The 19325-nt window shown below is 66.4% G+C and carries 17 protein-coding genes; 7 read left to right on the forward strand and 10 right to left on the reverse strand.

What is annotated here, in order from left to right:
• Positions 1 to 373 precede the first annotated feature (373 nt).
• The 5 genes from H8F25_RS05410 (at position 374) to H8F25_RS05430 (ending at position 6450) form a co-directional block, all read left to right on the forward strand.
• Positions 374 to 952 carry a Crp/Fnr family transcriptional regulator gene (locus H8F25_RS05410; RefSeq protein WP_197212328.1) on the forward strand — a complete coding sequence of 193 codons (579 nt, stop codon included), beginning with the start codon at positions 374 to 376 and terminating at the stop codon, positions 950 to 952.
• Between the two features lie 411 nt (positions 953 to 1363).
• A complete protein-coding gene (locus H8F25_RS05415) occupies positions 1364 to 2578 on the forward strand; it encodes a histidine decarboxylase (protein WP_231597141.1) in 1215 nt (404 codons plus the stop codon).
• Entirely contained in the window at positions 2575 to 3963 is a 1389-nt protein-coding gene (locus H8F25_RS05420; protein WP_197212332.1) for a PDC sensor domain-containing protein, read from the forward strand. The genes H8F25_RS05415 and H8F25_RS05420 overlap by 4 nt, the downstream gene beginning before the upstream one ends.
• Before the next feature lie 2 nt (positions 3964 to 3965).
• Positions 3966 to 5144 (forward strand): MFS transporter, encoded by a 1179-nt coding sequence (locus tag H8F25_RS05425; RefSeq protein ID WP_197212333.1) that lies wholly within the window; start codon positions 3966 to 3968, stop codon positions 5142 to 5144.
• A 61-nt stretch (positions 5145 to 5205) separates the two neighbouring features.
• Positions 5206 to 6450 carry a hypothetical protein gene (locus H8F25_RS05430; protein WP_197212335.1) on the forward strand — a complete coding sequence of 415 codons (1245 nt, stop codon included), beginning with the start codon at positions 5206 to 5208 and terminating at the stop codon, positions 6448 to 6450.
• Between the two features lie 8 nt (positions 6451 to 6458).
• On the opposite strand, the gene H8F25_RS05435 is transcribed toward H8F25_RS05430, so the two are convergent.
• The 4 genes from H8F25_RS05435 to H8F25_RS05450 are packed head-to-tail and all read right to left on the reverse strand — an operon-like array spanning position 6459 to position 12092.
• Entirely contained in the window at positions 6459 to 7166 is a 708-nt protein-coding gene (locus tag H8F25_RS05435) for a hypothetical protein (protein WP_197212337.1), read from the reverse strand.
• Positions 7167 to 7224: 58 nt separating this feature from the next.
• Positions 7225 to 7527, reverse strand: a complete 303-nt coding sequence (locus tag H8F25_RS05440) for a hypothetical protein (protein ID WP_197212339.1) — start codon at positions 7525 to 7527, stop codon at positions 7225 to 7227.
• The gene (locus H8F25_RS05445) at positions 7524 to 10946 is read right to left on the reverse strand and encodes an efflux RND transporter permease subunit (RefSeq protein WP_197212340.1); all 3423 of its coding nucleotides are present in this window, start codon (positions 10944 to 10946) and stop codon (positions 7524 to 7526) included. The genes H8F25_RS05440 and H8F25_RS05445 overlap by 4 nt, the downstream gene beginning before the upstream one ends.
• A 15-nt stretch (positions 10947 to 10961) precedes the next feature.
• Positions 10962 to 12092: an efflux RND transporter periplasmic adaptor subunit gene (locus H8F25_RS05450; protein ID WP_197212342.1), complete on the reverse strand. Its 1131-nt coding sequence runs from the start codon at positions 12090 to 12092 to the stop codon at positions 10962 to 10964.
• Between the two features lie 213 nt (positions 12093 to 12305).
• Here H8F25_RS05450 and H8F25_RS17945 point away from each other — a divergent pair, with 213 nt between their 5' ends.
• Together H8F25_RS17945 and H8F25_RS05460 are read left to right on the forward strand one after the other, a co-directional pair.
• Positions 12306 to 12434: a hypothetical protein gene (locus tag H8F25_RS17945; protein ID WP_255518312.1), complete on the forward strand. Its 129-nt coding sequence runs from the start codon at positions 12306 to 12308 to the stop codon at positions 12432 to 12434.
• Complete coding sequence (locus H8F25_RS05460; RefSeq protein ID WP_197212346.1) at positions 12431 to 13204, forward strand: MBL fold metallo-hydrolase; 774 nt, start codon at positions 12431 to 12433, stop codon at positions 13202 to 13204. Before H8F25_RS17945 ends, H8F25_RS05460 begins: the two co-directional genes overlap by 4 nt.
• Positions 13205 to 13334: 130 nt before the next feature.
• On the opposite strand, the gene ppsA is transcribed toward H8F25_RS05460, so the two are convergent.
• From ppsA to H8F25_RS17600, 6 genes are all read right to left on the reverse strand, one after another.
• Complete coding sequence (ppsA, locus tag H8F25_RS05465) at positions 13335 to 15764, reverse strand: phosphoenolpyruvate synthase (RefSeq protein ID WP_197212348.1); 2430 nt, start codon at positions 15762 to 15764, stop codon at positions 13335 to 13337.
• Between the two features lie 208 nt (positions 15765 to 15972).
• Complete coding sequence (locus tag H8F25_RS05470; RefSeq protein WP_197212349.1) at positions 15973 to 16176, reverse strand: GIVxVP protein; 204 nt, start codon at positions 16174 to 16176, stop codon at positions 15973 to 15975.
• A gap of 190 nt (positions 16177 to 16366) precedes the next feature.
• A complete protein-coding gene (locus tag H8F25_RS05475; protein ID WP_231597143.1) occupies positions 16367 to 16693 on the reverse strand; it encodes a nuclease in 327 nt (108 codons plus the stop codon).
• A 65-nt stretch (positions 16694 to 16758) separates the two neighbouring features.
• On the reverse strand, positions 16759 to 18531 hold the full coding sequence (gene ilvB, locus H8F25_RS05480; RefSeq protein ID WP_231597318.1) for a biosynthetic-type acetolactate synthase large subunit: 1773 nt from the start codon (positions 18529 to 18531) through the stop codon (positions 16759 to 16761).
• A gap of 206 nt (positions 18532 to 18737) precedes the next feature.
• Positions 18738 to 19028, reverse strand: coding sequence for a M23 family metallopeptidase (locus H8F25_RS17595; RefSeq protein WP_231597145.1), 291 nt, complete (start codon positions 19026 to 19028; stop codon positions 18738 to 18740).
• The gene (locus H8F25_RS17600; protein ID WP_231597147.1) at positions 19012 to 19323 is read right to left on the reverse strand and encodes a M23 family metallopeptidase; all 312 of its coding nucleotides are present in this window, start codon (positions 19321 to 19323) and stop codon (positions 19012 to 19014) included. Before H8F25_RS17600 ends, H8F25_RS17595 begins: the two co-directional genes overlap by 17 nt.
• Positions 19324 to 19325 lie beyond the last annotated feature (2 nt).

Below are 19325 nucleotides of genomic sequence, written 5' to 3' on the forward strand. Positions count from 1 at the left end.
CTGTCCCCGCTGCCTGGCCCTCTCCGTACGCCATGAGAGCACTGTCATTGCAGCGGCTTCATCTTGACTGGAGCATGATCAGGGCGACTGATCGCGGTCATGAGCGATGGTGCCAAAGAGGCGACCCAGCTCATGAGAGAGGGTCCCCTATGGTTGGCGCACGTCACCTCAGCAGACTCCGTGATGAGATCTCGCAATCCCTAGCCACTGGGCCGGACGTCCGGTCAGGAACACGGACAGTGGCCAGACCACAGCATTGGGGCGATTGACGCCGTTGTCTTCAGCCGCCGATGAGATGTTGACAGACAACGGAGTCAATGTGATGTGGCCTCACCGTCATCCATTCACGGCCTTTCCTGCCATGCATTCCGCCATGACAGCCAGAGATCTCCATCTGAGCCTGCAGGCCGGCGCGGCAGTGCCCTGCAATCTCAACTGGCGGATCGAAGACGGCTACCTGAGGGTCTGCAGCTGGAGCGAGCATGGGGAGGCCTGCACCTTCGGGCTATGGGGGCCGGGTGATCTGGTGATCCCCTCGTTGATTGCCGTGGCACCGTTGCAGCTCCTGGCCCTCTCCTCGGCGCGGGTGGAGGAGGCCGAACCCGAGCCTGAGGAGCGGGAAGCCTTCCTGCTCGCTCAGAGCGTGCAGACCGCCACCCTTCTGCAGTTGAGCCGCACCAGACCGGCGGAGTCACGCCTGTTTCAACTGTTGCTGTGGATCGGTGAGCGCTTCGGACGCGTCAACAGCCGTGGCGTGAGCCTGTCGTTCGACGACATGAATCTCACCCATCGTCACCTGGCGGAGATTTCGGGGCTGACCCGCGTCACCGTGACCAAGGCGATTTCGCATTTCCGCCAGCAGGGTTATCTCCGCAAGGAGGGGCCGGATGAACTGCTCCTGCGCGAGGCTCTGCCGCAGTTGCAGCGGCCGAGCAGAGGAGCACAGACGTGATGCGCTTCCATCACCCAGCAACGGGGGCCAGCGCATCGAGCAGCTGGGCAAGGTTTTCATCACACGCACCGGGCCTACCCGTTGCTGATGAACATCAGCTTCGAGGTCCAACAGGACGGGGCCGTCTGCATGATCTGCCACTCCCCGGGTGAACGGCGGGCCGCCTCAACACACAAAGCAGAACCTGGAGCGCTCGCCTCTCCATGGACCCTCAGCAGCGTCGACTCCGCGGCGACACCACCCCGAGCGCACGCAGAGCCTACAGTCGGCGGTGGAACCAAACCCCGCACGGGGTGCCATCGGTCGCGCGTTCCCCACACAGTCGGCAGAATGCTGCTGAGTCAGCACCACCGCGTCGCCAGGTTGCTGCATACTCCTGAGGCCCTCCGCGATCGGTCCTGGGAATCACGCATGAGCTACGACCCCTGGACCCGGCATGAGCAGCGATTCCCCGGGGACGCTGCGGCGGCAAGGCTGGAGGGACTGCGCTCCCATTTCGTGGAACGCTCGGCCCACTACATCGGCTTTCCCAACAGTCGGCTGATCTCCTTCGCAGAACTGGGCGAGTTCCTGCGATTCAACATTAATAACATCGGCGACCCCTTCCATCCCAATGACGGCATCAACACCTGTCATTTCGAACGTGAGGTTGTCAATTTCTGGTCCCAGCAGTTTCACCTCCACCCCGCTTCCGCCTGGGGCTACATCACCAACGGCAGCACCGAGGCGATCATGTATGGCATCGTCCAGGGCCGTGATCGACTCGAGAACCCTGTCCTCCTGTTCTCCGAGGAATCGCACTACTGTCTGCACAAAATCGCCCATCTGCTGCGGCTTCCCTATCGGGTCGTCGCCAGTCATGGCGATGGCAGCCTCGACCTGGCGTCCCTGGACGACGCCATCAGGCATCTGGATGGACGGCCCTTCATTCTCAACCTGACCCTGGGCACCACCTTTCATGGCGCCATCGAACCACCGCAGCAGGTTCTGGAGCTGCTCGAGAGCCGGCGCTGCCGAAGCTTCCACGTGCACGTCGACGCCGCCCTGTACGGACCGTTGCTGACCTGGATCGATGGGGCGCCGCTGTTCGACTTCCGCCTGCCGATCCATACGCTCTCGTTTTCAGGCCACAAGTTTCTCGGCGCACCGATTCCGTGCGGTGTGGTGCTCAGCCACAGCGACCCCGTGCGCCCCTTCGACGGCAGTGCCGAATACGTCGGGTCGCTCGACACCACCCTCGCCGGCTCTCGGGATGGCCTCTCCGCCCTGGTGCTCTGGCTGGTGATCCAGAGGGTCGGTGCGAAGGGGTTGGCCGCTCTGGCCGAGGAGTCACTGCAGCTGGCGGTCGACTTCGCCACCAGAATGGAGCGGGCCGGCATCGGCGTCACCTGCCATGACCATGGCTGCATCCTGGTCTTCAGGCGGCCGGATGAGGCGCTGGCCCGCCGCTGGCAGCTGGCCACCAGGGGGGACTTCGCCCATCTGGTCACCGTCCCCGGCGTCACCTCTGAGATGCTGGAGTCGTTTCTGCAGGAATGGATCGAAGCGATGGCCCAGGGCGTCCCGGACCTTCGCCCATCCTCACCAGGAACGGCCGAAACCACCGCCGCCGGGGGGATGCGATGACCGAGATTCAGCCACGCCGTGCTGCGTTGGCGAACCCCGCCGTGCAGGGGGTTCTATTCACCCTGGCCTGGCTGGCGGTCACCAATGTGACCATCTATTTCATCTACCTGCGTGCCGTCGAGGCGGTGAAGGAAGAGATCCGTGACGGCCTGCTGCGCAACGTCAGTGTCGCCGCCACCAGCATCGATGGCGACCGGCACAAGACGTTCACCTCCAAGGCATCAAGGCAGGACCCGGCCTACCTCGCCTTCATTGCCCATATGGAGACGCTCCGCAAGGCCTCCACGGATGTGCGCTACCTCTACACCAACATCCTCAAGGACGGCAAGGTCTACTTCATCGCCAACGGCAGTCCCCAGAACGACAACGACAAGGACGGCAAGCCGGATGAAGCGCCTCAGCTGATGGATCCGTACCCCGACGCCGGCAAGGCGCTTCAGCAAGCTCTGCAAAGCCAGAAGCCCGCCGTCGACCAGGAGCCCTACACCGATATCTGGGGAACCTTCTACAGCGCCTATGCACCGTTCAAGGATTCGCAGGGGCGCTTCGTCGGCACCCTGGGCATGGATCTTGAACTGAAGACCCTGCAGCAACGCCTCAACCCGATCGGACTGGCCGCCCAGCGGGCGGCCTTCACCTCCGGCATCCTGGCGATCCTGTTCGGCACTGCGCTCTGGTTCTTTCGCAGCCGCAACGGCATTCTCGAATCGCTGCATCACATGGCCGAAAGCAGGCTCCATCGGGTGGAGCAGGAGCGCATGCAGGAGCGCAACGCGGCAGCTGCCCAGCTGGCGATGGTGGCGGCCAGACTCGAAGGGCAGACCGTGCCGGTGAGCACTGGGGAAGCCAAAGACCAGCCTGCCGGCGAATCCCCTGTTCCCTACGCCTCCGCCCTGAAGCGCTATGCCATGGCCAGACAGGGGATGCGCTCGGAGCATGCGGAGAACTTTGATCCCGCTGCGCTGCTGCGCAGCAGCCTGCCCACCGACACGCCGCTCCAGGTGGCGCGCGATGTGCCCTCCATGGTGTGGGGCGATCCGGAGGAACTGAAGGAGATCATCCATGCCCTCTGTTTCCACCCCTTCAGCAACACGGCCCTGGGATCCCTGCGTGAACTCGACCTGGATGCCGCCCGCGAGCAGCTGAACACGCTGGATCTGGTGATGTCACTGCGCTTCGCCGACAAGGACAGCACGCTCAACGGCAGCGCACTGATCCAGGACCGTTATCACCCCGAGCATGTCTTCGATGAGGATTCCCTGCAGTTCGCCACCTGTTGCGAGCAGGTCCGGGCACTCGGCGGCAGCCTGGTGCACCGCCAGGAAAGCGAAGGAAGTGAGCTCGTGGTGCTCACCCTCCCCTTCGAGAAATTCCACGAGGAGTGACCATGGCGCAAGCGAAACAGGCCAGCGGGGACAGGGGAGCCCTGATCGCGGTGGTGGCCCTGATCCTGGCCACCGCCGTGATCCAGGCGGCCGTGGGCTTCAACACGGTGTTGTTCCCGGTGCGGCTGGAGTCGTACGGCTTCAGCAAAGGTCTGATCGGCCTCTGTCTGGCCTTCGAGATGGGGGCGGTGGTGTCGATCGTCTCCTCCATCGATCAGATCCTGGCCCGGCTCGGCCTCGTGGGCACGATGGCCCTCGCCACCGGAGTGCGGCTGGTGATGTTGCTGCTGCTCTCGGGCACCCGCAGTCTGCCGATCTGGTGTGTGGGGGTGTTCTGCTTCGGCATCGGCACCTACCTCTGTCTGATCTCCCTGCAGACCTGGGTCAACGCCGTCCCTCTCGGCAGGCTGCGCGGCCTGGTCAGCGGGTGCTACAGCTCGGCCCTCTCGCTCGGCACCGCCAGCGGCCCGATCCTGTTCAACCAGGTGGGATCGGCAGAGGGCAACCAGGCATTCCAGGCCAACATGCTGATCGTGCTGGTGGCGCTGCTGTTGATCGTTCCCTTCCTCAATCAGGCCCCGCGCATCTGCGGTCAGGGACGCCTGCGGCTGGGCTATGTGATCCGGATGGCCAAGGTGCCGATGCTCTCGTCATTCGTGGGGGGCGTCACCTTTTTCGGGCTGCCGGCGTTTCTCACCCTGTACGGCATGATGAACGGCCTGACGGTGCAGCGCGCCTCACTGCTTCTCACAGCCTTCATGCTGGGCTCGGTCAGTCTGGGACTGTTGATCTCCAGCCTATCGGATCGCATCAACCGCACTCTGCTGACGATCCTGTGCGTGCTGGTCGGCGTGATCTGTGCCGTGTATCTTCCTCTGGGCATCTACAACTACGGCATCGCCCTAAGCCTGCTGTTCGTCTGGGGCGGCGCCGCCGGCGGCATCTACGCCACGGGGCTGGCCACGGTGGCGGATCTGTTTCGGCAGGAGGACCAGGTATCGGCGAATGTGGCCTACTCGATTCTTGACAACATCGGCGGGATCTTCGGCGTGCTGCTGATCGGCCTGCTGATGGGAGCTGGCGTTTCGGATGGCATTGTGTATGTCATTGTACTCACCGCTGTGAGCTATTTCATCTACTGCCTTGCCCAGATCCTTTACAGCCCCGACCACGCCATCTGAACCGGCAGCCTTCACAACCTGACATCCCCCCACCGCTCACCCAACTGCCCGCGAATCTGTGATGCCCCCTCGAGAGCCTCGGCGATCCAGGCACCCCACCATTCTTCAGAAGCCCTGGAATGTTTCGGCACTCCTGCTGGCAGCGCTGGCGATCATGATGATGTTGATTGCCGTGGTTTCGGTGGACAAGCCGCGCAGTCGAACCGGTGATTACCTGGAGCTGGCCCGTGGCAATGATCCAGGCATGCTCCAGCGCGAGCAGAATCTCCCCAGACTGCTGAAGCGCGATCACGATGGCTACAAGATCCCCAGCGAAGGAAGCAGCGACACGCCACAGGGGGTGATGAAGCTGAGAATGGGCCTGTACGCGATGAACAACTACAACATCAATCTACAGGTTCCCTCATTTGATAGCACGGGTTACTGGTGGATGAAATGGGACGACGACCTGCAGACATACATGACCGAAAACAACCTCAAGATCTGGCGAGTGATGACGCCGATCAACCTGCTTGACATCCCCGAATCATCAGACTCTGTCTTTACACCTACCGGCAAGGACGAACCCATCCGCATGAAGGATGGAACCTGGTACATGACAGGCGCCTACAGCGGCACCTTCTTCATTGACCGCGTTGACTACAGGCATCATCCGTTCACATCCCTGAGTCTGCCCATCATGATCGAGGCCGACGACATCGTCCTCAGCAACAACAGGCTTCAGATCATTCCGGATGTGAAGGGCAGCGGCATCGGCCAGTTCATCCATGCCCACACCGGCTGGGTGAACATGGGCTGGTCTCTGGCGACCTACAAACATCACTACGACACCGATTTCGGCTTCGGCGAAGGGGCCTCCGACTACAGCCAGCTCGTGTTTGCCGTCAAATACGCCAGCAGCGCCTGGTCAGCCTTCTGGAAGGTGCTGGTCCCCCTGCTGATCGTGGTGGCGATGATCGCGGGCGCCACCAAGCTCGACACGCAACACTATGACGTCCGCCTCACCCTGCCGGTCACAGTGCTGCTGACGCTGGTCTTCATGCAGCAGGCGCAGGATGCCGACCTGCCACGCATCCCCTATCTCACCTTTCTGGACGAGGTGTATGTCGTGGCCTACATCCTCACACTGGGCTCCTTCGTGCTGATGCTCTGGGCCTGCCGTCGCTACTACAGAGCTCTCCAGATTGAAGATCCGAAGGAGCGGGCGCTCGAAATGGAAAAGCTGGACCGATCCGACGATTACTGGCCAACCTATGTCATCCTTGCCGGCATCATCTCCCTGACCTTCGCCTGGTTCACGGGCTGAATCCCTCCTCAGGAGGGAATCAGGCTGATGGCCCGGGCCAGGAGGATCAGATCCACGTCGAACACCACGATCAGCTGGGCGATCACCAGCAGGCGCGCCTCCGGGCGGATCGGTTCGACATTGGGGAAGAAGGAGAAGCTGACGGTGCAGGAGAGATAGAGATAGTCGAGAAAACCGGGTTGCCAGGGGCTCGGGGCCGCCCCATCCTCCCTCTGTTGGGCGAGCTGCTGTGCCGGAGGCGGAATCCACCAGAAGGCGCGCTGCTCGGGCTGACGGGCATCACGATCCAACCGCCAGTAGAGGTAGGTGAACAGGGCCAGCAAGGCCACGAACAGGAGAGCCGCCTGCAGCAGCAGCATCCGACCGGGCACCTGACTCTGCAGCAGGCGCATGTTCACCTCGACCAGAGCCAGCGCGAGGCTGGTCGTGAGAAGCAACGTCAACACACGTTCCTGCTGCCGCATCATGCGGCGGTGATGTGTTGTGGCGGCAAGGCTGCACATCGCCAACAGAATCCAGGTGGCCGCATACACCCCCCAGACCAGGGGGCCGTTCGGGAGCCCGCCGTGATCGCGCAGCTCTCGGTTCACCAGACCCAGGGCAGCCAGCGTCAGCAACAACAGCAGCAGAAACGGCCGCGCCTCACCGATGCGCCCTGGCGGCACCGCTGGGCGGCCGTGCTCCGGCAGGGAGAGAGGGGCAGAGGGATGGGTCATGCAGGGCAGCTTCCCGGCGGACGCCGCAGGCTGCAAGCACCGGCGGGGCCAGCAAGGCTCAGGGTTTCGGCGGAGGCTTCCTGCTGGAGGGCCGCAGGCTGCGGTGCGGTCGATGGTATTCAGGATCGGGATTGCTGGCCTGAAGCGCCGAAACGGTGCTGAGGGCAAAACCGACCAGACCGCCGGCGAAACCCAGCAGAATCAGCTGCCAGAAGGCCCGCTCCGGAGAGAGCGGCGTGGCGGTGCGCTGGATCGCCGCCTGCAGCAGCAGACCCACCGTCACCCCCAGCAGCACGCCCCCGAGCAGAGACCAGAGCACCCGGCCGCTCCTTGATCCACGGGTGGGGCGACGACGACTCATGGGATGGCCCCGGCGCCAGCCTCTTCGGCAGCAGCGGGATCGGAACCGGAGCCACCTCCCAGCCAGCGCTTCATCACGACATAGAACACCGGCACCACGAAGAGGCTGAGGAGGGTGGCGGCGAGCAGCCCACCAAACACCACAGTGCCCAGCGAGGTCTGGCTGCGGGCGCCGGCGCCGCTGGCCAGCACCAGGGGCAGGAAGCCGAACAGCGAGGAGATGGCCGTCATCACGATCGGCCGCAGACGCGACAGCGACGCCTCACGGGCGGCCTCGATGGCGGAAACCCCCTCCGCCATCCGCTGATTGGCGAGATCCACGATCAGGATGCCGTTCTTGGCGGCGAGGCCGATCAGCATCACCAGGCCCACCTGGGCGTAGATGTTCAGCACCTCACCGCGCAGGCTGAGAAACAGCAGCGCACCCAGCATGGCGGTGGGCACCGTCATCAGGATGATCAGCGGATCGCTGAGGCTCTCGTACTGCGCCGCCAGCACCAGGTACACCACGAGGATGCCCATGGCGAAGATCACGATCGCCAGCGAGCCCGCCTTGACCTCCTCGCGCGAGAGGCCGGTCCAGTCGGAGCTGATGCCTCTGACATCAAGCTTGTCGAACACCTTCTGGATGGCCGCGATCGCCTGACCGGAACTGCGGCCTGGCGAGGCCTCGCCCTCCACCTTGATCGAGCGATAGAGATTGAAGTGGGGGATCACCGCCGGCCCGGTGCTGGGCGTGACGCGGATGAATTCCGACAGGGGCACCGGCTGTCCATTGGCACTCGGCACATACAGCTCCTCGAGGCGCTGCGGGGTGGCGCGGTAGGGAGCATCCGCCTGCACATAGACACGGCGCACCTTGCCCTCCTGGAAGGTGTCATTGATGTAAGCGCCGCCGAAATTGAGGCTGAGCACCTGCATCGCCTGGGCGAAGTCGATCCCGAGGGATGCCAGTCGGGCGCGGTCGACGCTGATCTTCAGCTGCGGCGCCTCCGGGCTGAACTGGGTGAAGACCCGCTGCAGATCGGGATGGGCGTTGGCCTGCCGGATCAGGCGGCCGGCGGCCTGGAAGAACTGCGGCAGCGACAGACCGCCGCCGCTGCGATCCAGCAGCTGGAACTCGAAGCCGCCGGCCGCGCCGTAACCGGGAATCGCGGGGGGTTCGATCGTGATGACCCGAGCATCACGCAGGGTGGAGAAGCGGCGGTTGAGACGCGCCACGATCGCTTCCATCGACTGATCCGCGCTCGTTCGCTCATCCCAGTTGGTGGTGCCGAAGAAGAACAGGCCCCGATTGGGCGCATTGCCATCGAGGCTGGCCCCGCTGAACACAGCGGCGGCCTGGATCGACTTCTCCTCGCCGAGGATTTCGAGCACACGGGCATTGATGCGGCGCGTGGTCTGCTCGGAAGTCCCTTCGGGCGCCTGGACGATGCCGACGCCATAACCCTGATCCTCCACCGGCACGAAACCGGAGGGGATGGCGTTGAAGGCCACCGCCGTGAGCACGATGCCGGAGGCCAGGGTGAGCATCACCGGCCGGCGATGGCGCAGCACCCTTCCGAGGGCATCCGCATAGGCATTCTCCGCCCGGGCATAGAAGCCGTTGAAGGCGGTGAAGATCGTCGGGGTGAACCAGCCGGTGAGCACGCCGATGCCGCTGAACAGCAGCACGACCGGCGGACTGGAGAGCCCCGCGAAGGCAAGGGCCGCCGCCGCCGCGATCAACGTGCTCGGCAGCAGCAGCGGCAGGGTGGTGAAGCGTTGCAGGGCGGCACCCAGCATCCCGCCGGCGATCAGCAACCCCATGGCCGGGAGGACGCCACCACCGCTGACGAGGACGCCGTAGAGGAATCCGAGCAGGACTCCGGCGATGGCGTAGACACGTCGCGTCGGCTCCGGCCCCTGGCGCGACAGCAGCAGGGCCGACAGCATCGGCGAGAAGGTGAGAGCGTTGAAGGTGGAGATGGCGATCGAGAAGAGGATCGTTGCCGCGAACTGGCGGTAGATCGTGCCGGGCGCACCGGGAAAGAACAGCACCGGCAGGAACACGGCAAACAGCACCAGCGAGGTGGCCAGCACCGCAGCGAACAGTTCATCCATCGTGGCCCTGGCCGCCTGAACGGCGGTGAGGCCTTCGGCGCGACGGGTGGCGGTTCCCTCGATCACCGTGATCGCGTCATCCACCACCAGGCCGGTGGCCAGCACCAGACCGAACAGGGTCAGCTGGTTGAGGCTGAAGCCGAACACCTTCACGAAGGCGAAGGTGCCCACCAGTGCGACCGGGATCGCAATACCGGGCACCAGGGTCGCCTTCCAGTCCTGCAGGAACAGGAACAGGATCAGCACCACGAGCACCACCGCATCGCGCAGCGAATCGGTGACTCCTTCGATCGAGGCGCTGATGAAGTCGGTGACGTCGTAGATGCGCTGCAGCTGAATCCCCGGCGGCAGACCCTCCTGGAATTCCGCCAGCACCTCCTTCACACCCCTCGACACCTCCAGGGCATTGCTGCCGCTGAGCTGGTAGACAGCGATTCCCACCGAAGGCACGCCGCGCAGGTCGGTGGCGCTGATGTCGTAGGTCTCGCCACCCAGCTCAACCCGGCCCACATCACGCAGACGCACGACGGCACCATCCGCCGTGTTGCGAAGGATCAGGTTCTCGAAGTCCTCTTCCCTGAGCAGGCGTCCCTGCAGCTCAACGGTGAAGGTGTAGGGCTGGCCGGCGGGCGACGGCGCCCCCCCCACCCGTCCAGCGGGCACGAGGCGGTTCTGGCTCTGCAGGGCCGCCACCACATCGGCGGCGGTCAGGTTCTGCTGGGTGAGGCGATCAGGATCCAGCCAGAGGCGGATCGCCAGGCGACGATTCCCGAAATAGGAGACGTCGCCGACTCCCCGGACCCGCTTGATCTGTTCGGTGAGTCCCTGATCCAGCTGGCCGCTGAGCGTCTCGACGCTGTAGGGCCTGGCTGGATCCGTGCTGACCAGGTTGTAGACGAGGAGGATCGAATTGGAGGCCTTGCTGACGGTGACCCCGGCCTGACGGACCTCCGCTGGAAGCTGGGGTTCGGCCAGCGACACCCGGTTCTGGACGTTGACCTGGTTGATGGCACCGTCGGTGCCGCTGGCGAAGGCGATGCTGATCGCGCTGCTGCCGTCAGCGGCGCTGGTGGAGGTGATGAACTCCATGTTCTCCACCCCGTTGATCTGCTGCTCGAGCACCGTGGTGACACCCTCTTCGACGCTGATCGCGTCGGCACCGACGTAGCGGGCCCTCACCTGAACGGTGGGCGGTGCAATGTCAGGCAGGTTCTCGATCGGCAGGATCGGCAGGGCGATCAGTCCCGCGATCACGATCAGCAGGCTGCAGACCGTGGTGAGCACCGGTCTGAGGATGAAGCGGTCGGAGGCGGACATCGGCTGGGGTCCTCCTCAGCGCGCGGATGGGGCCTGCCCCGAGCCCGGGCTCGAGGCGGCGATCTGCACCGGCAGGCCATGGCGCAGGCTGAGCAGGTTGGTGCTGATCACCCGGGCGCCCGCCCCCAGACCGCTGACCACGGGGTAGCGGCCATCCTGCAACGGCCCCAGCGTCACCCGCGTCTGCAAGGCGAACAGGCTGCCGGGCGGGAGCTTGCGCAACTGCTCCAGAGGCGCCTGGCCGGGCTCACGCTCCAGCTCCTGCAGGCTGCCGACGCGCCAGACGTAGCTCTGGCCGGAGGACTGGGTGACCACCCCCACCGGCACCGACAACTGAGCGCTGCTGTCGAGGACGAGCCGGGTGCGAACCCGCAGGCCATTGCGCAGGCTGCCGCCCCGGTTGTCGTAGGTGGCCTTGACCAGCAGCACCTGGTTGCCGACGTTGACACTGGGGTCGATCGAATCGACCACGCCGCTGACCAGGGGCCGGCTGCTGCCGGGGTCCTCCAGAATCACGGTCTGCCCGGGCCGCACACTGTTGCGCAGCCGGGCCGGCACGTCGATGCGGGCGTTGAGCTCGCCGTTGCGGATCACCGTGGTGAAGGGATCGCCGGCGCGGATCACATCACCCACCTTCACGGTGACATCGCCGATCACCCCGCCAATGGGAGAGCGCAGATCACGAAAGGCAAGATCCGCCTCACGGGCCTTGAGAGTGGCGATGGACTCGATGTACGACTGGCGCAGTTCATCGCGCTGAATCGGACTGGCGGCTCCCTCGCGGGCCAGGAAGGCGAAGCGCTGATAGTTGAGCCGGTTCTTGGCCTGACGGGAGCGCAGACTCAGAACCTCGGCCTGCAGTTGCGTCTGATCCAGCACCACCAGCAGCTGACCGGGGCGCACCCGATCGCCCTGGCGCACGTTCAGGCGCTGGATGCGTCCGCCGGCCTGGGCCGCCAGCTGCACCGACTCCACCGCATCGAGGGTGCTGATGGTGACCACCTCCTGCCGGAACGCGGCCGGCCGGGCCTCAATCACGTCCACCTGCAGGGGCGCGGCCGCCTGGGGGACGGTTCGCTCGCAGCCGGCCAGCAGCGTGAGGACTGACAGGACGGCCGGCAGCGGACCGAACCGGGGAGATATCAATTCAGCGGCGCAGGAGCCACCCTTATACGCCTCTCGTTGCGGGAGCGCTGTGAACGCAACGGATCCGCAACCGGAGCGATGGCGGGCGGCGCAGCGCCCCAGGGCAGGCCCACAGCGCCCATAACAGGGCGACCAGCCCCGGGAGGCCCCACCAGGGTCGGGCCGGAAGTGCCATCCTGGGATGACCTCGCGGCGAGACCTTCCATGGGCCTGATGCACTGTCCGCTCTGCATCGGTCTGGCGGTGCTCTCGGCCCTGCGCTTCTCCGCCCACGCCTGGCTGGTCTGGCGGCGCTTCGGCCCCCTGCGGCCCTCTTCCGACGCTTCACTCGCCCTGGCATGAGCCTGTCGGCCACCTACTTCGGCGCCAATGGCTGGCTGCTGGAGTTTCAGGATCCCGATGTCTCGGGTCCGGGCCTGAGGGTGCTGGTGGATCCCTGGCTGGAGGGGCCCCTGGTGTTTCCGCCCGGACCCTGGCTGCTCAAGGCGGAACTGCGCGATCCCCTCCCGCCACCCGAGGACCTGGATCTGTTGTTGCTCAGCCAGGGGCTACCGGATCACTGCCATCCCCCCAGCCTGGCGCTGCTGCCTCCCGATCTGCCCGTGGTGGCCTCACCCACCGCCGCAGCCCGGGTCCGCAGGCTGGGCTTCAGCGCTGTCACGGCGTTGCCACCCGGCCACAGCCACCGCTGCCGCTCCCTGGCGATCACGGCCACTGCCGGAGCACCCGTGCCCCAGACGGAAAACGGCTACCTGCTGGAGCACCCCGGCGGCAGCCTCTACCTCGAACCCCACGGTTTCCTGGCCAGGGATCTGGCGCCACGCCGCCTCGATGCGGTGATCACCCCGGTGATCGACCTGGGGCTGCCCCTGGCCGGCGCCTTCGTGCGCGGCCGCCGGGTGCTGCCGGAGCTGCTGGAGTTGTTCCAGCCCACGACGGTCCTGGCCAGCACCACCGGAGGCGATGTGCGCTTCAGCGGCGTGGTCGCCGGCCTGCTGCGCGGCGAAGGCACGATTGAGGAGGCCGCGGCCACCGTCGAACAGGGAGGGGCCGGACGTGCCCGGCTGATCCATCCCATCCCAGGGGTCGCCTACTCGCTGCCTGTGGGGTGAGCGGCCAATCACTCCATGCCGGAGAAACCTCACCGCCAGAACGCTGGAGGGCATTCCGCCGATCCGGGAGCATCCGGAGCATGGATGCGGCTTGAACCGATCGGAGCACCTCCAGTCCCTTCGCTGCTCCTCACCCCGCCAGCTCCCCCTCCAGCTCGGCGATCGCCAGCCGCGTGCGCACCACGGCATCGGGGTTGAGGCTGATCGAATCGATCCCCTCCTCGACCAGGAAGCGGGCGAACTCCGGATAGTCGCTGGGAGCCTGGCCGCAGATGCCGATCTTGCGACCGCAGCGCTTGGCCGTGTGGATCGCCAGGCGGATCATCTCCTTGACGGTGGCATGGCGCTCATCGAACAACTCCGCCACCAGAGCCGAATCGCGATCGAGCCCCAGGGTGAGCTGGGTGAGGTCGTTGGAGCCGATCGAGAAGCCATCGAAGCGCTGAGCGAAGGCCTCGGCGCCGATCACATTGCTGGGCAGCTCGCACATCACATACACCTGCAGCCCGTTCTCACCGCGCACCAGGCCATGGAGGGCCATCTCCGCCAGCACCTTGTCGCCCTCCTCGGGAGTGCGGCAGAAGGGAATCATCGGGATCACGTTGGTGAGCCCCATCCGCTCACGCACCTGTTTCAACGCCCGGCACTCCAGGCCGAAGGCCTCCCGGAAGGCCGGCGCGTGATAACGGGAGGCACCGCGCCAGCCGATCATCGGGTTCTCCTCCTGCGGCTCGAACACGCGCCCACCCAGGAGATTGGCGTATTCGTTGCTCTTGAAATCGGAGAAGCGCAGAATCACCGGCCTGGGATAAAAGGCCGCCGCGATCCTGGCCATGCCCTGGGCCAGCAGATCCACGTAGTAATCAGCCGGCCGTTCATAGCCGGCGGTGAGCTCGGCGATCGCCTGGCGCTCGGCCGCATCGGCCACCCGCTCCGGCTGCAGCAGCGCCATCGGATGCACCTTGATGTGGTTGGCGATGATGAACTCCAGCCGCGCCAGGCCGACGCCATCGCAGGGGATGCGGGCGAGGTTGAAGGCCTCCTCGGGGTTGCCCACGTTCATCAGGATCTGCGTTCTTGTGGATGGCAGATCGTCGAGCCGCTGTTCACGCACTTCGAACGGCAGGATCCCGTCGTAGACGTGACCGACATCGCCGTCGCAGCAGCTGATCGTGATCGGCTGGCCGTCGGCGATGCGGCTGGTGGCCTCGCCGGTGCCGACGATCGCCGTGATGCCCATCTCGCGGGCGATGATCGCCGCGTGGCAGGTGCGGCCCCCCTGGTCAGTCACGACGCCGCGGCAGCGCCTGAGGATCGGCTCCCAGTCAGGATCGGTGCGGCGGGTGATCAGCAGGTCGCCCGGCTCGAAGCGCTGGATCTCGGAGGGGTCGGCGATCACCCTCGCCCGACCGCTGCTCACCGAAGCGCCGATCGCCCGGCCGCTGAGGATCGGCTCCTGCGCGTGGGGCTGCAGGTGCCAGCTGCGCAGCACCGCCCCCTCCTGCCGCGACTGCACGGTCTCGGGCCGCGCCTGCAGGATGAACAGCTCGCCGCTTTCGCCGTCGCGGGCCCACTCGATGTCCATCGGCGTCGGCAGGCCGCGGCGGGCGCTGTAGTGATCCTCGATCAGGCAGGCCCAGCGGGCCAGCTGCAGGGCTTCGGCGTCGCTGATCGCGTAGCGGCGCCGTTCCGCTTCGGGCACGGGCTCGTTGCGGGTGGCGCTGGCGCCGGGATGGCTGGGGTCGGCGGCCGACGCCGCTCCGTCCTCGGCATAGACCATGCGGATCGCCTTGCTGCCCAGCCGTTTGCTGAGGATCGGCGCGCAGCCCCCGGCCAGGGTGGGCTTGAAGATCAGATACTCGTCGGGATTGACGGCCCCCTGCACCACGTTCTCGCCCAGGCCATAGGCGGCCGTGAGCAGAACGGCGTCGCGGAAGCCGGTCTCGGTGTCGATGGAAAACATCACCCCCGACGCCCCCAGATCGGAGCGCACCATGCGCTGCATCCCGATCGAGAGGGCCACCTCGAAGTGATCGAAGCCGTGGATCTGCCGGTAGGAGATCGCCCGGTCGGTGAACAGCGAGGCGTAGCAGCGGCGGCAGGCGGCGATCAGGGCCGCCTCGCCGTGCACATTCAGAAACGTCTCCTGCTGGCCGGCGAAGGAGGCATCAGGCAGATCCTCGGCGGTGGCACTGGAGCGCACCGCCACGGACGGCGCCCCCAGAGCGCGGTAGGCATCCAGTATCGCCTGCTCCAGATCCGCCGGCAAGGGGGTGCTGAGCAGCAGTGAGCGGGCAGCGGCGCCGGCCGCCTGCAGGGCGGCGATGTCGTTGCCATCGAGGCCGTCGAGGATGGCGTGCAGCCGGTCGGCCAGGCCGCCGCTGCTGATCAGGTGGCGATAGGCGGCAGCCGTGGTGGCAAACCCTGTGGGCACGCGCACGCCGGCCTCATCCAGTTCGCGGATCAGCTCACCGAGGGAGGCGTTCTTGCCGCCCACATCAGCCAGATCCACCAGGCCCACCTGCTCGAAGGGCACCACCAGGAGGTCGGACGGGAGCATGACGGGCAACCGATCACTGGTCGAACTCTGGCGCTGCCGGCCTGCGCTGGCACCCCTTTGAAGCGATGCGATCGGAACCTGAGACCCTGCCGCAGCCAGCTGCCACCGGAGCCAGCGGACACTCCCGAACCGGACCCGCTCACCGCGGCAGGCCCTCCACACCCCGACCTTCACCTTGGCGCGGCAAGGTCAGTTTGGCGCGGCAAGGTCAGTCTTCAGCGTTCTCCGGTTCGCTCTCGGGCAGCAGCTGGGCCAGCAGGCCGGCGCCCATCAGCACCAGCCCCAGTCCGATCGCCAGGCCGCGGTTGGCGGCAGCAGGACCATCCAGCCAGGCGGCCGCGGCCAGGAAGGCGCCCCCGAGAAGCAACGAGGGCACCAGCACGATGCCCTTGGCGGTGCGGTTGAGGCTCATGGTCGGGCTCTCGGTCGGTCAACGCGCCATCTGGACTGGGCGCATAGGATGGATCCTGGCTCAGCGCCACCGCGGCTGTGAGCGGCGACCAGGCTGCACCACGGCCGCGGAGCGACGTCGCCACAAACCTCACGACGGAACCGAACGGGACGTAACAGAACGCGACGCAACGCGAAGCGACGGAACCGTCTCAGAGACAGGAGGCATGCTCGACGACCGGTTCCGCGAAACCGGCGGCAATCAGCCCGCGGCTGACATCGTCCGGGGCCCCCAGCTTCTGGACCCGCGCCACCAGAATGCCGTCGTGGTTGCCGATCGGGCGCAGATTGACACGGCTGCGCCGGGGAAGCTGCTGACGCAACCAGGCCAGGGCCTGATCCCGTTCGCCCTCGATCGGGGCCATGCAGGCCAGCTCGACGGTGTAGGTGCGATTGCTGTCGCCCACCTGCAGAAGGCTCGGGCTGCGCACCTGCAGCACCTCGGCCGCCGCGGCCGAGCCCGGCACGAGACCGAGCACGGCCAGCGACAGCACAAGAGACAGCAGACAGGCCGCAGCGAGGGAACGAAGGCGGGGCAGGGAGATCAGAGCTTGGCTCCGCAGCTGGGGCAGAAGAAGTGGGCACTGGCGGTGGTGGCACCACAGGAGCTGCACTGCCGCTGGGTGTCGATCGCCAGCTCCGGATGGCTGGGCAGGCCAACCATCTGGGCGTTGCTGGCACCGGGGGGGACCATCGGGTAGCAGTTCTCGTTGCGGCGAACCGCCACATCGACGAACACCGGCCCGGGGTGAGCCAGCGCTTCGGCCAGCTTCGACTGCAGATCCTCCCGGCGCTCGATGCGGACGCCCCGAACGCCGAAGGCTTCGGCCAGGGCCGGGAAATCGGGCATGCCGCCGGTCATCTCGGAATTGGAGTAGCGCTCCTCGTAGAAACTCTCCTGCCACTGGCGCACCATCCCCTGCCAGCCGTTGTTGAGCACGACCACCTTCACCGGCAGGCCGTACTGGGCAAGGGTGCCGAGCTCCTGGATGTTCATCAGGATCGAGGCATCACCGGCGACGCAGATCACCTGCGCGTCGGGAAAGGCCATCTGCACACCCATGGCGGCGGGCATGCCGAAGCCCATGGTGCCCAGACCGGCGCTGCTGATCCAGTGGCGGGGGGGATTGCGGAGGAACTGGGCGGCCCACATCTGGTGCTGGCCCACATCGGTGGTGTAGTAGGCGTCAGGGGCCAGCTCCCGCAGGGCCACGACCACCTCCTGGGGCGCGATCTCCCCCTGGGGAGCAGGCACCACGAGGGGGTAGTGCTTTTTCCAGCTCTCGATGCGCTGCAGCCAGGCCTCGGTGCGGCCGCCGGAGTCCTCACCGGCAGAGGCCGCCAGCAGGGCCTCCAGGGCCTCTTTCACATCCGCGACCACAGGCACCTCAGGCACACGGTTCTTGCCCACTTCGGCCGCATCGACGTCAATGTGAATCACGCGGGCCCGCGGGGCGAAGCTGTCGAGCCGGCCAGTGACGCGGTCGTCAAAACGGGCACCGGCGGCGATCAGCAGATCGCACTCCGTGACGGCGAAGTTGGCGTAGGCGGTGCCGTGCATGCCAAGCATGCCCACCGACAGAGCATGGTGCTCATCGAAGGCACCCTTGCCCATCAGGGTGGTGGTGACCGGCAGGCGGAAACGCTCTGCCATGGCGGCGATCGCCTCATGGGCTGCCGCGCTGATGGCACCACCGCCGACGTAAAGGAGGGGCCGGCTGGACTGACGGATGAGCTCCAGAGCGGCCTCGATCGCGGCGGCGTCAGGGGCGGGGGTGGCGCGGAAGCCGGCGGGGATGGCGGTGCCGGGCTCGACAGGCACATAGTCGAACTCCTCGACACCCACGTCCTTGGGCACATCGATCAGCACCGGGCCCGGCCGGCCGCTGGCGGCGATCAGGAAGGCCTCGGCGACGATGCGACCGATGTCGCGGGGATCACGGACCACCCAGGAATGCTTCACGATCGGCAGAGTGATGCCGAAGATGTCGGTTTCCTGGAAGGCATCCGTGCCGATGGCGGCGCGGGGCACCTGGCCGGTGATCACCACCATCGGCACCGAATCCATCTGGGCGGTGGCGATGCCGGTCACCAGGTTGGTGGCGCCGGGGCCCGACGTGCCGAAGCAGACACCCACCCTGCCGGTGGCGCGGGCGTAGGCGTCGGCTGCATGGGTGCCGCCCTGTTCATGCCGCACCAGGATGTGCTTCAGCCAGCCCCGCGCTTCGGCCTTGTGCAGCTCGTCGTAGATCGGAAGGATCGCGCCGCCGGGGTAGCCGAAGATGTGATCGACGCCATGGCGATGAAGGGCATCCATCAGGGCGTAGGCCCCACTCACCCGTTGCGGCACCGTCCGGACATCCGGCGCGGCAGCGACGGGGGCGGTGGTGGTGGCGGGATTGAGGGGGGTGAGCGTCACGGCAGGGGGAGGGACGGGAACGGCGAAGCGGTGCAGGGCTTCGGGAGCGGGACTCGGAAAAGCAGTGAAAGACTAGGCAGAACCGGGAGGATCGCCCGGATCATTCAACGGAACGACCCGACATTAGGAGGGCTCCTGCGGGCCATGACCTGACGGCGACTGGCCGCCATCGCGCGCAGGATGCGGGCCGGATCGAGCCAGGCACCCCGGTGGCGCACACCCCAGTGCAGGTGAGGGCCGGTGGTGCTGCCGGTCAGCCCCACGTGGCCGATCAGCTGGCCGCGACGCACCGGCTGGCCCCGCACCAGACGCACCGGGCCGCTCGTGTAGACACCGCCACCGGCGCTGCCGCCCAGATGGCAGTAGAGGTGCTCGTAGTCACCGGAGCGGATCACCACTCCGTTGCCGCACCCCCCATCCTCCGTTGCCGCACCCCCCATCGGAGATCACCTCCTGCACCCGACCGCTCCACCAGCTGCGCACCGGGGAGCCGAGCGGTGCGGCGATGTCGACGCCGTAGTGGGGACGCACATCACCGCCGAGAGGATGGACGCGGCTGCCGAAGCCGCTGGTGAACCCCAGGAAGGAGGGGACCGGGAACACCCCGTACAGCCAGGTGGAAGCCCTCGCTGGAGCTGAGGCGGACAGGGTGAGGGCCAGAGCCCCCGCCAGGCTCAGGGCCCTCGTCACGC

This window comes from Synechococcus sp. CBW1004 (genome assembly GCF_015840715.1).
In the GTDB taxonomy this organism is placed as follows: domain Bacteria; phylum Cyanobacteriota; class Cyanobacteriia; order PCC-6307; family Cyanobiaceae; genus Cyanobium.

What these genes read in the sequence shown, in the direction of transcription:
- H8F25_RS05420 (WP_197212332.1), top strand. Translation starts at nt 2,575, where the DNA reads ATGACCGAGATTCAGCCACGCCGTGCTGCGTTGGCGAACCCCGCCGTG.
- H8F25_RS05430 (WP_197212335.1), top strand. Translation starts at nt 5,206, where the DNA reads ATGCCCCCTCGAGAGCCTCGGCGATCCAGGCACCCCACCATTCTTCAG.
- H8F25_RS17945 (WP_255518312.1), top strand. Translation starts at nt 12,306, where the DNA reads ATGCACTGTCCGCTCTGCATCGGTCTGGCGGTGCTCTCGGCCCTGCGC.
- H8F25_RS05445 (WP_197212340.1), bottom strand. Translation starts at nt 10,946, where the DNA reads ATGTCCGCCTCCGACCGCTTCATCCTCAGACCGGTGCTCACCACGGTC.
- ilvB (WP_231597318.1), bottom strand. Translation starts at nt 18,531, where the DNA reads ATGGATGCCCTTCATCGCCATGGCGTCGATCACATCTTCGGCTACCCC.
- H8F25_RS05435 (WP_197212337.1), bottom strand. Translation starts at nt 7,166, where the DNA reads ATGACCCATCCCTCTGCCCCTCTCTCCCTGCCGGAGCACGGCCGCCCA.
- ppsA (WP_197212348.1), bottom strand. Translation starts at nt 15,764, where the DNA reads ATGCTCCCGTCCGACCTCCTGGTGGTGCCCTTCGAGCAGGTGGGCCTG.
- H8F25_RS05410 (WP_197212328.1), top strand. Translation starts at nt 374, where the DNA reads ATGACAGCCAGAGATCTCCATCTGAGCCTGCAGGCCGGCGCGGCAGTG.
- H8F25_RS05470 (WP_197212349.1), bottom strand. Translation starts at nt 16,176, where the DNA reads ATGAGCCTCAACCGCACCGCCAAGGGCATCGTGCTGGTGCCCTCGTTG.
- H8F25_RS05440 (WP_197212339.1), bottom strand. Translation starts at nt 7,527, where the DNA reads ATGAGTCGTCGTCGCCCCACCCGTGGATCAAGGAGCGGCCGGGTGCTC.
- H8F25_RS05415 (WP_231597141.1), top strand. Translation starts at nt 1,364, where the DNA reads ATGAGCTACGACCCCTGGACCCGGCATGAGCAGCGATTCCCCGGGGAC.
- H8F25_RS05425 (WP_197212333.1), top strand. Translation starts at nt 3,966, where the DNA reads ATGGCGCAAGCGAAACAGGCCAGCGGGGACAGGGGAGCCCTGATCGCG.
- H8F25_RS05460 (WP_197212346.1), top strand. Translation starts at nt 12,431, where the DNA reads ATGAGCCTGTCGGCCACCTACTTCGGCGCCAATGGCTGGCTGCTGGAG.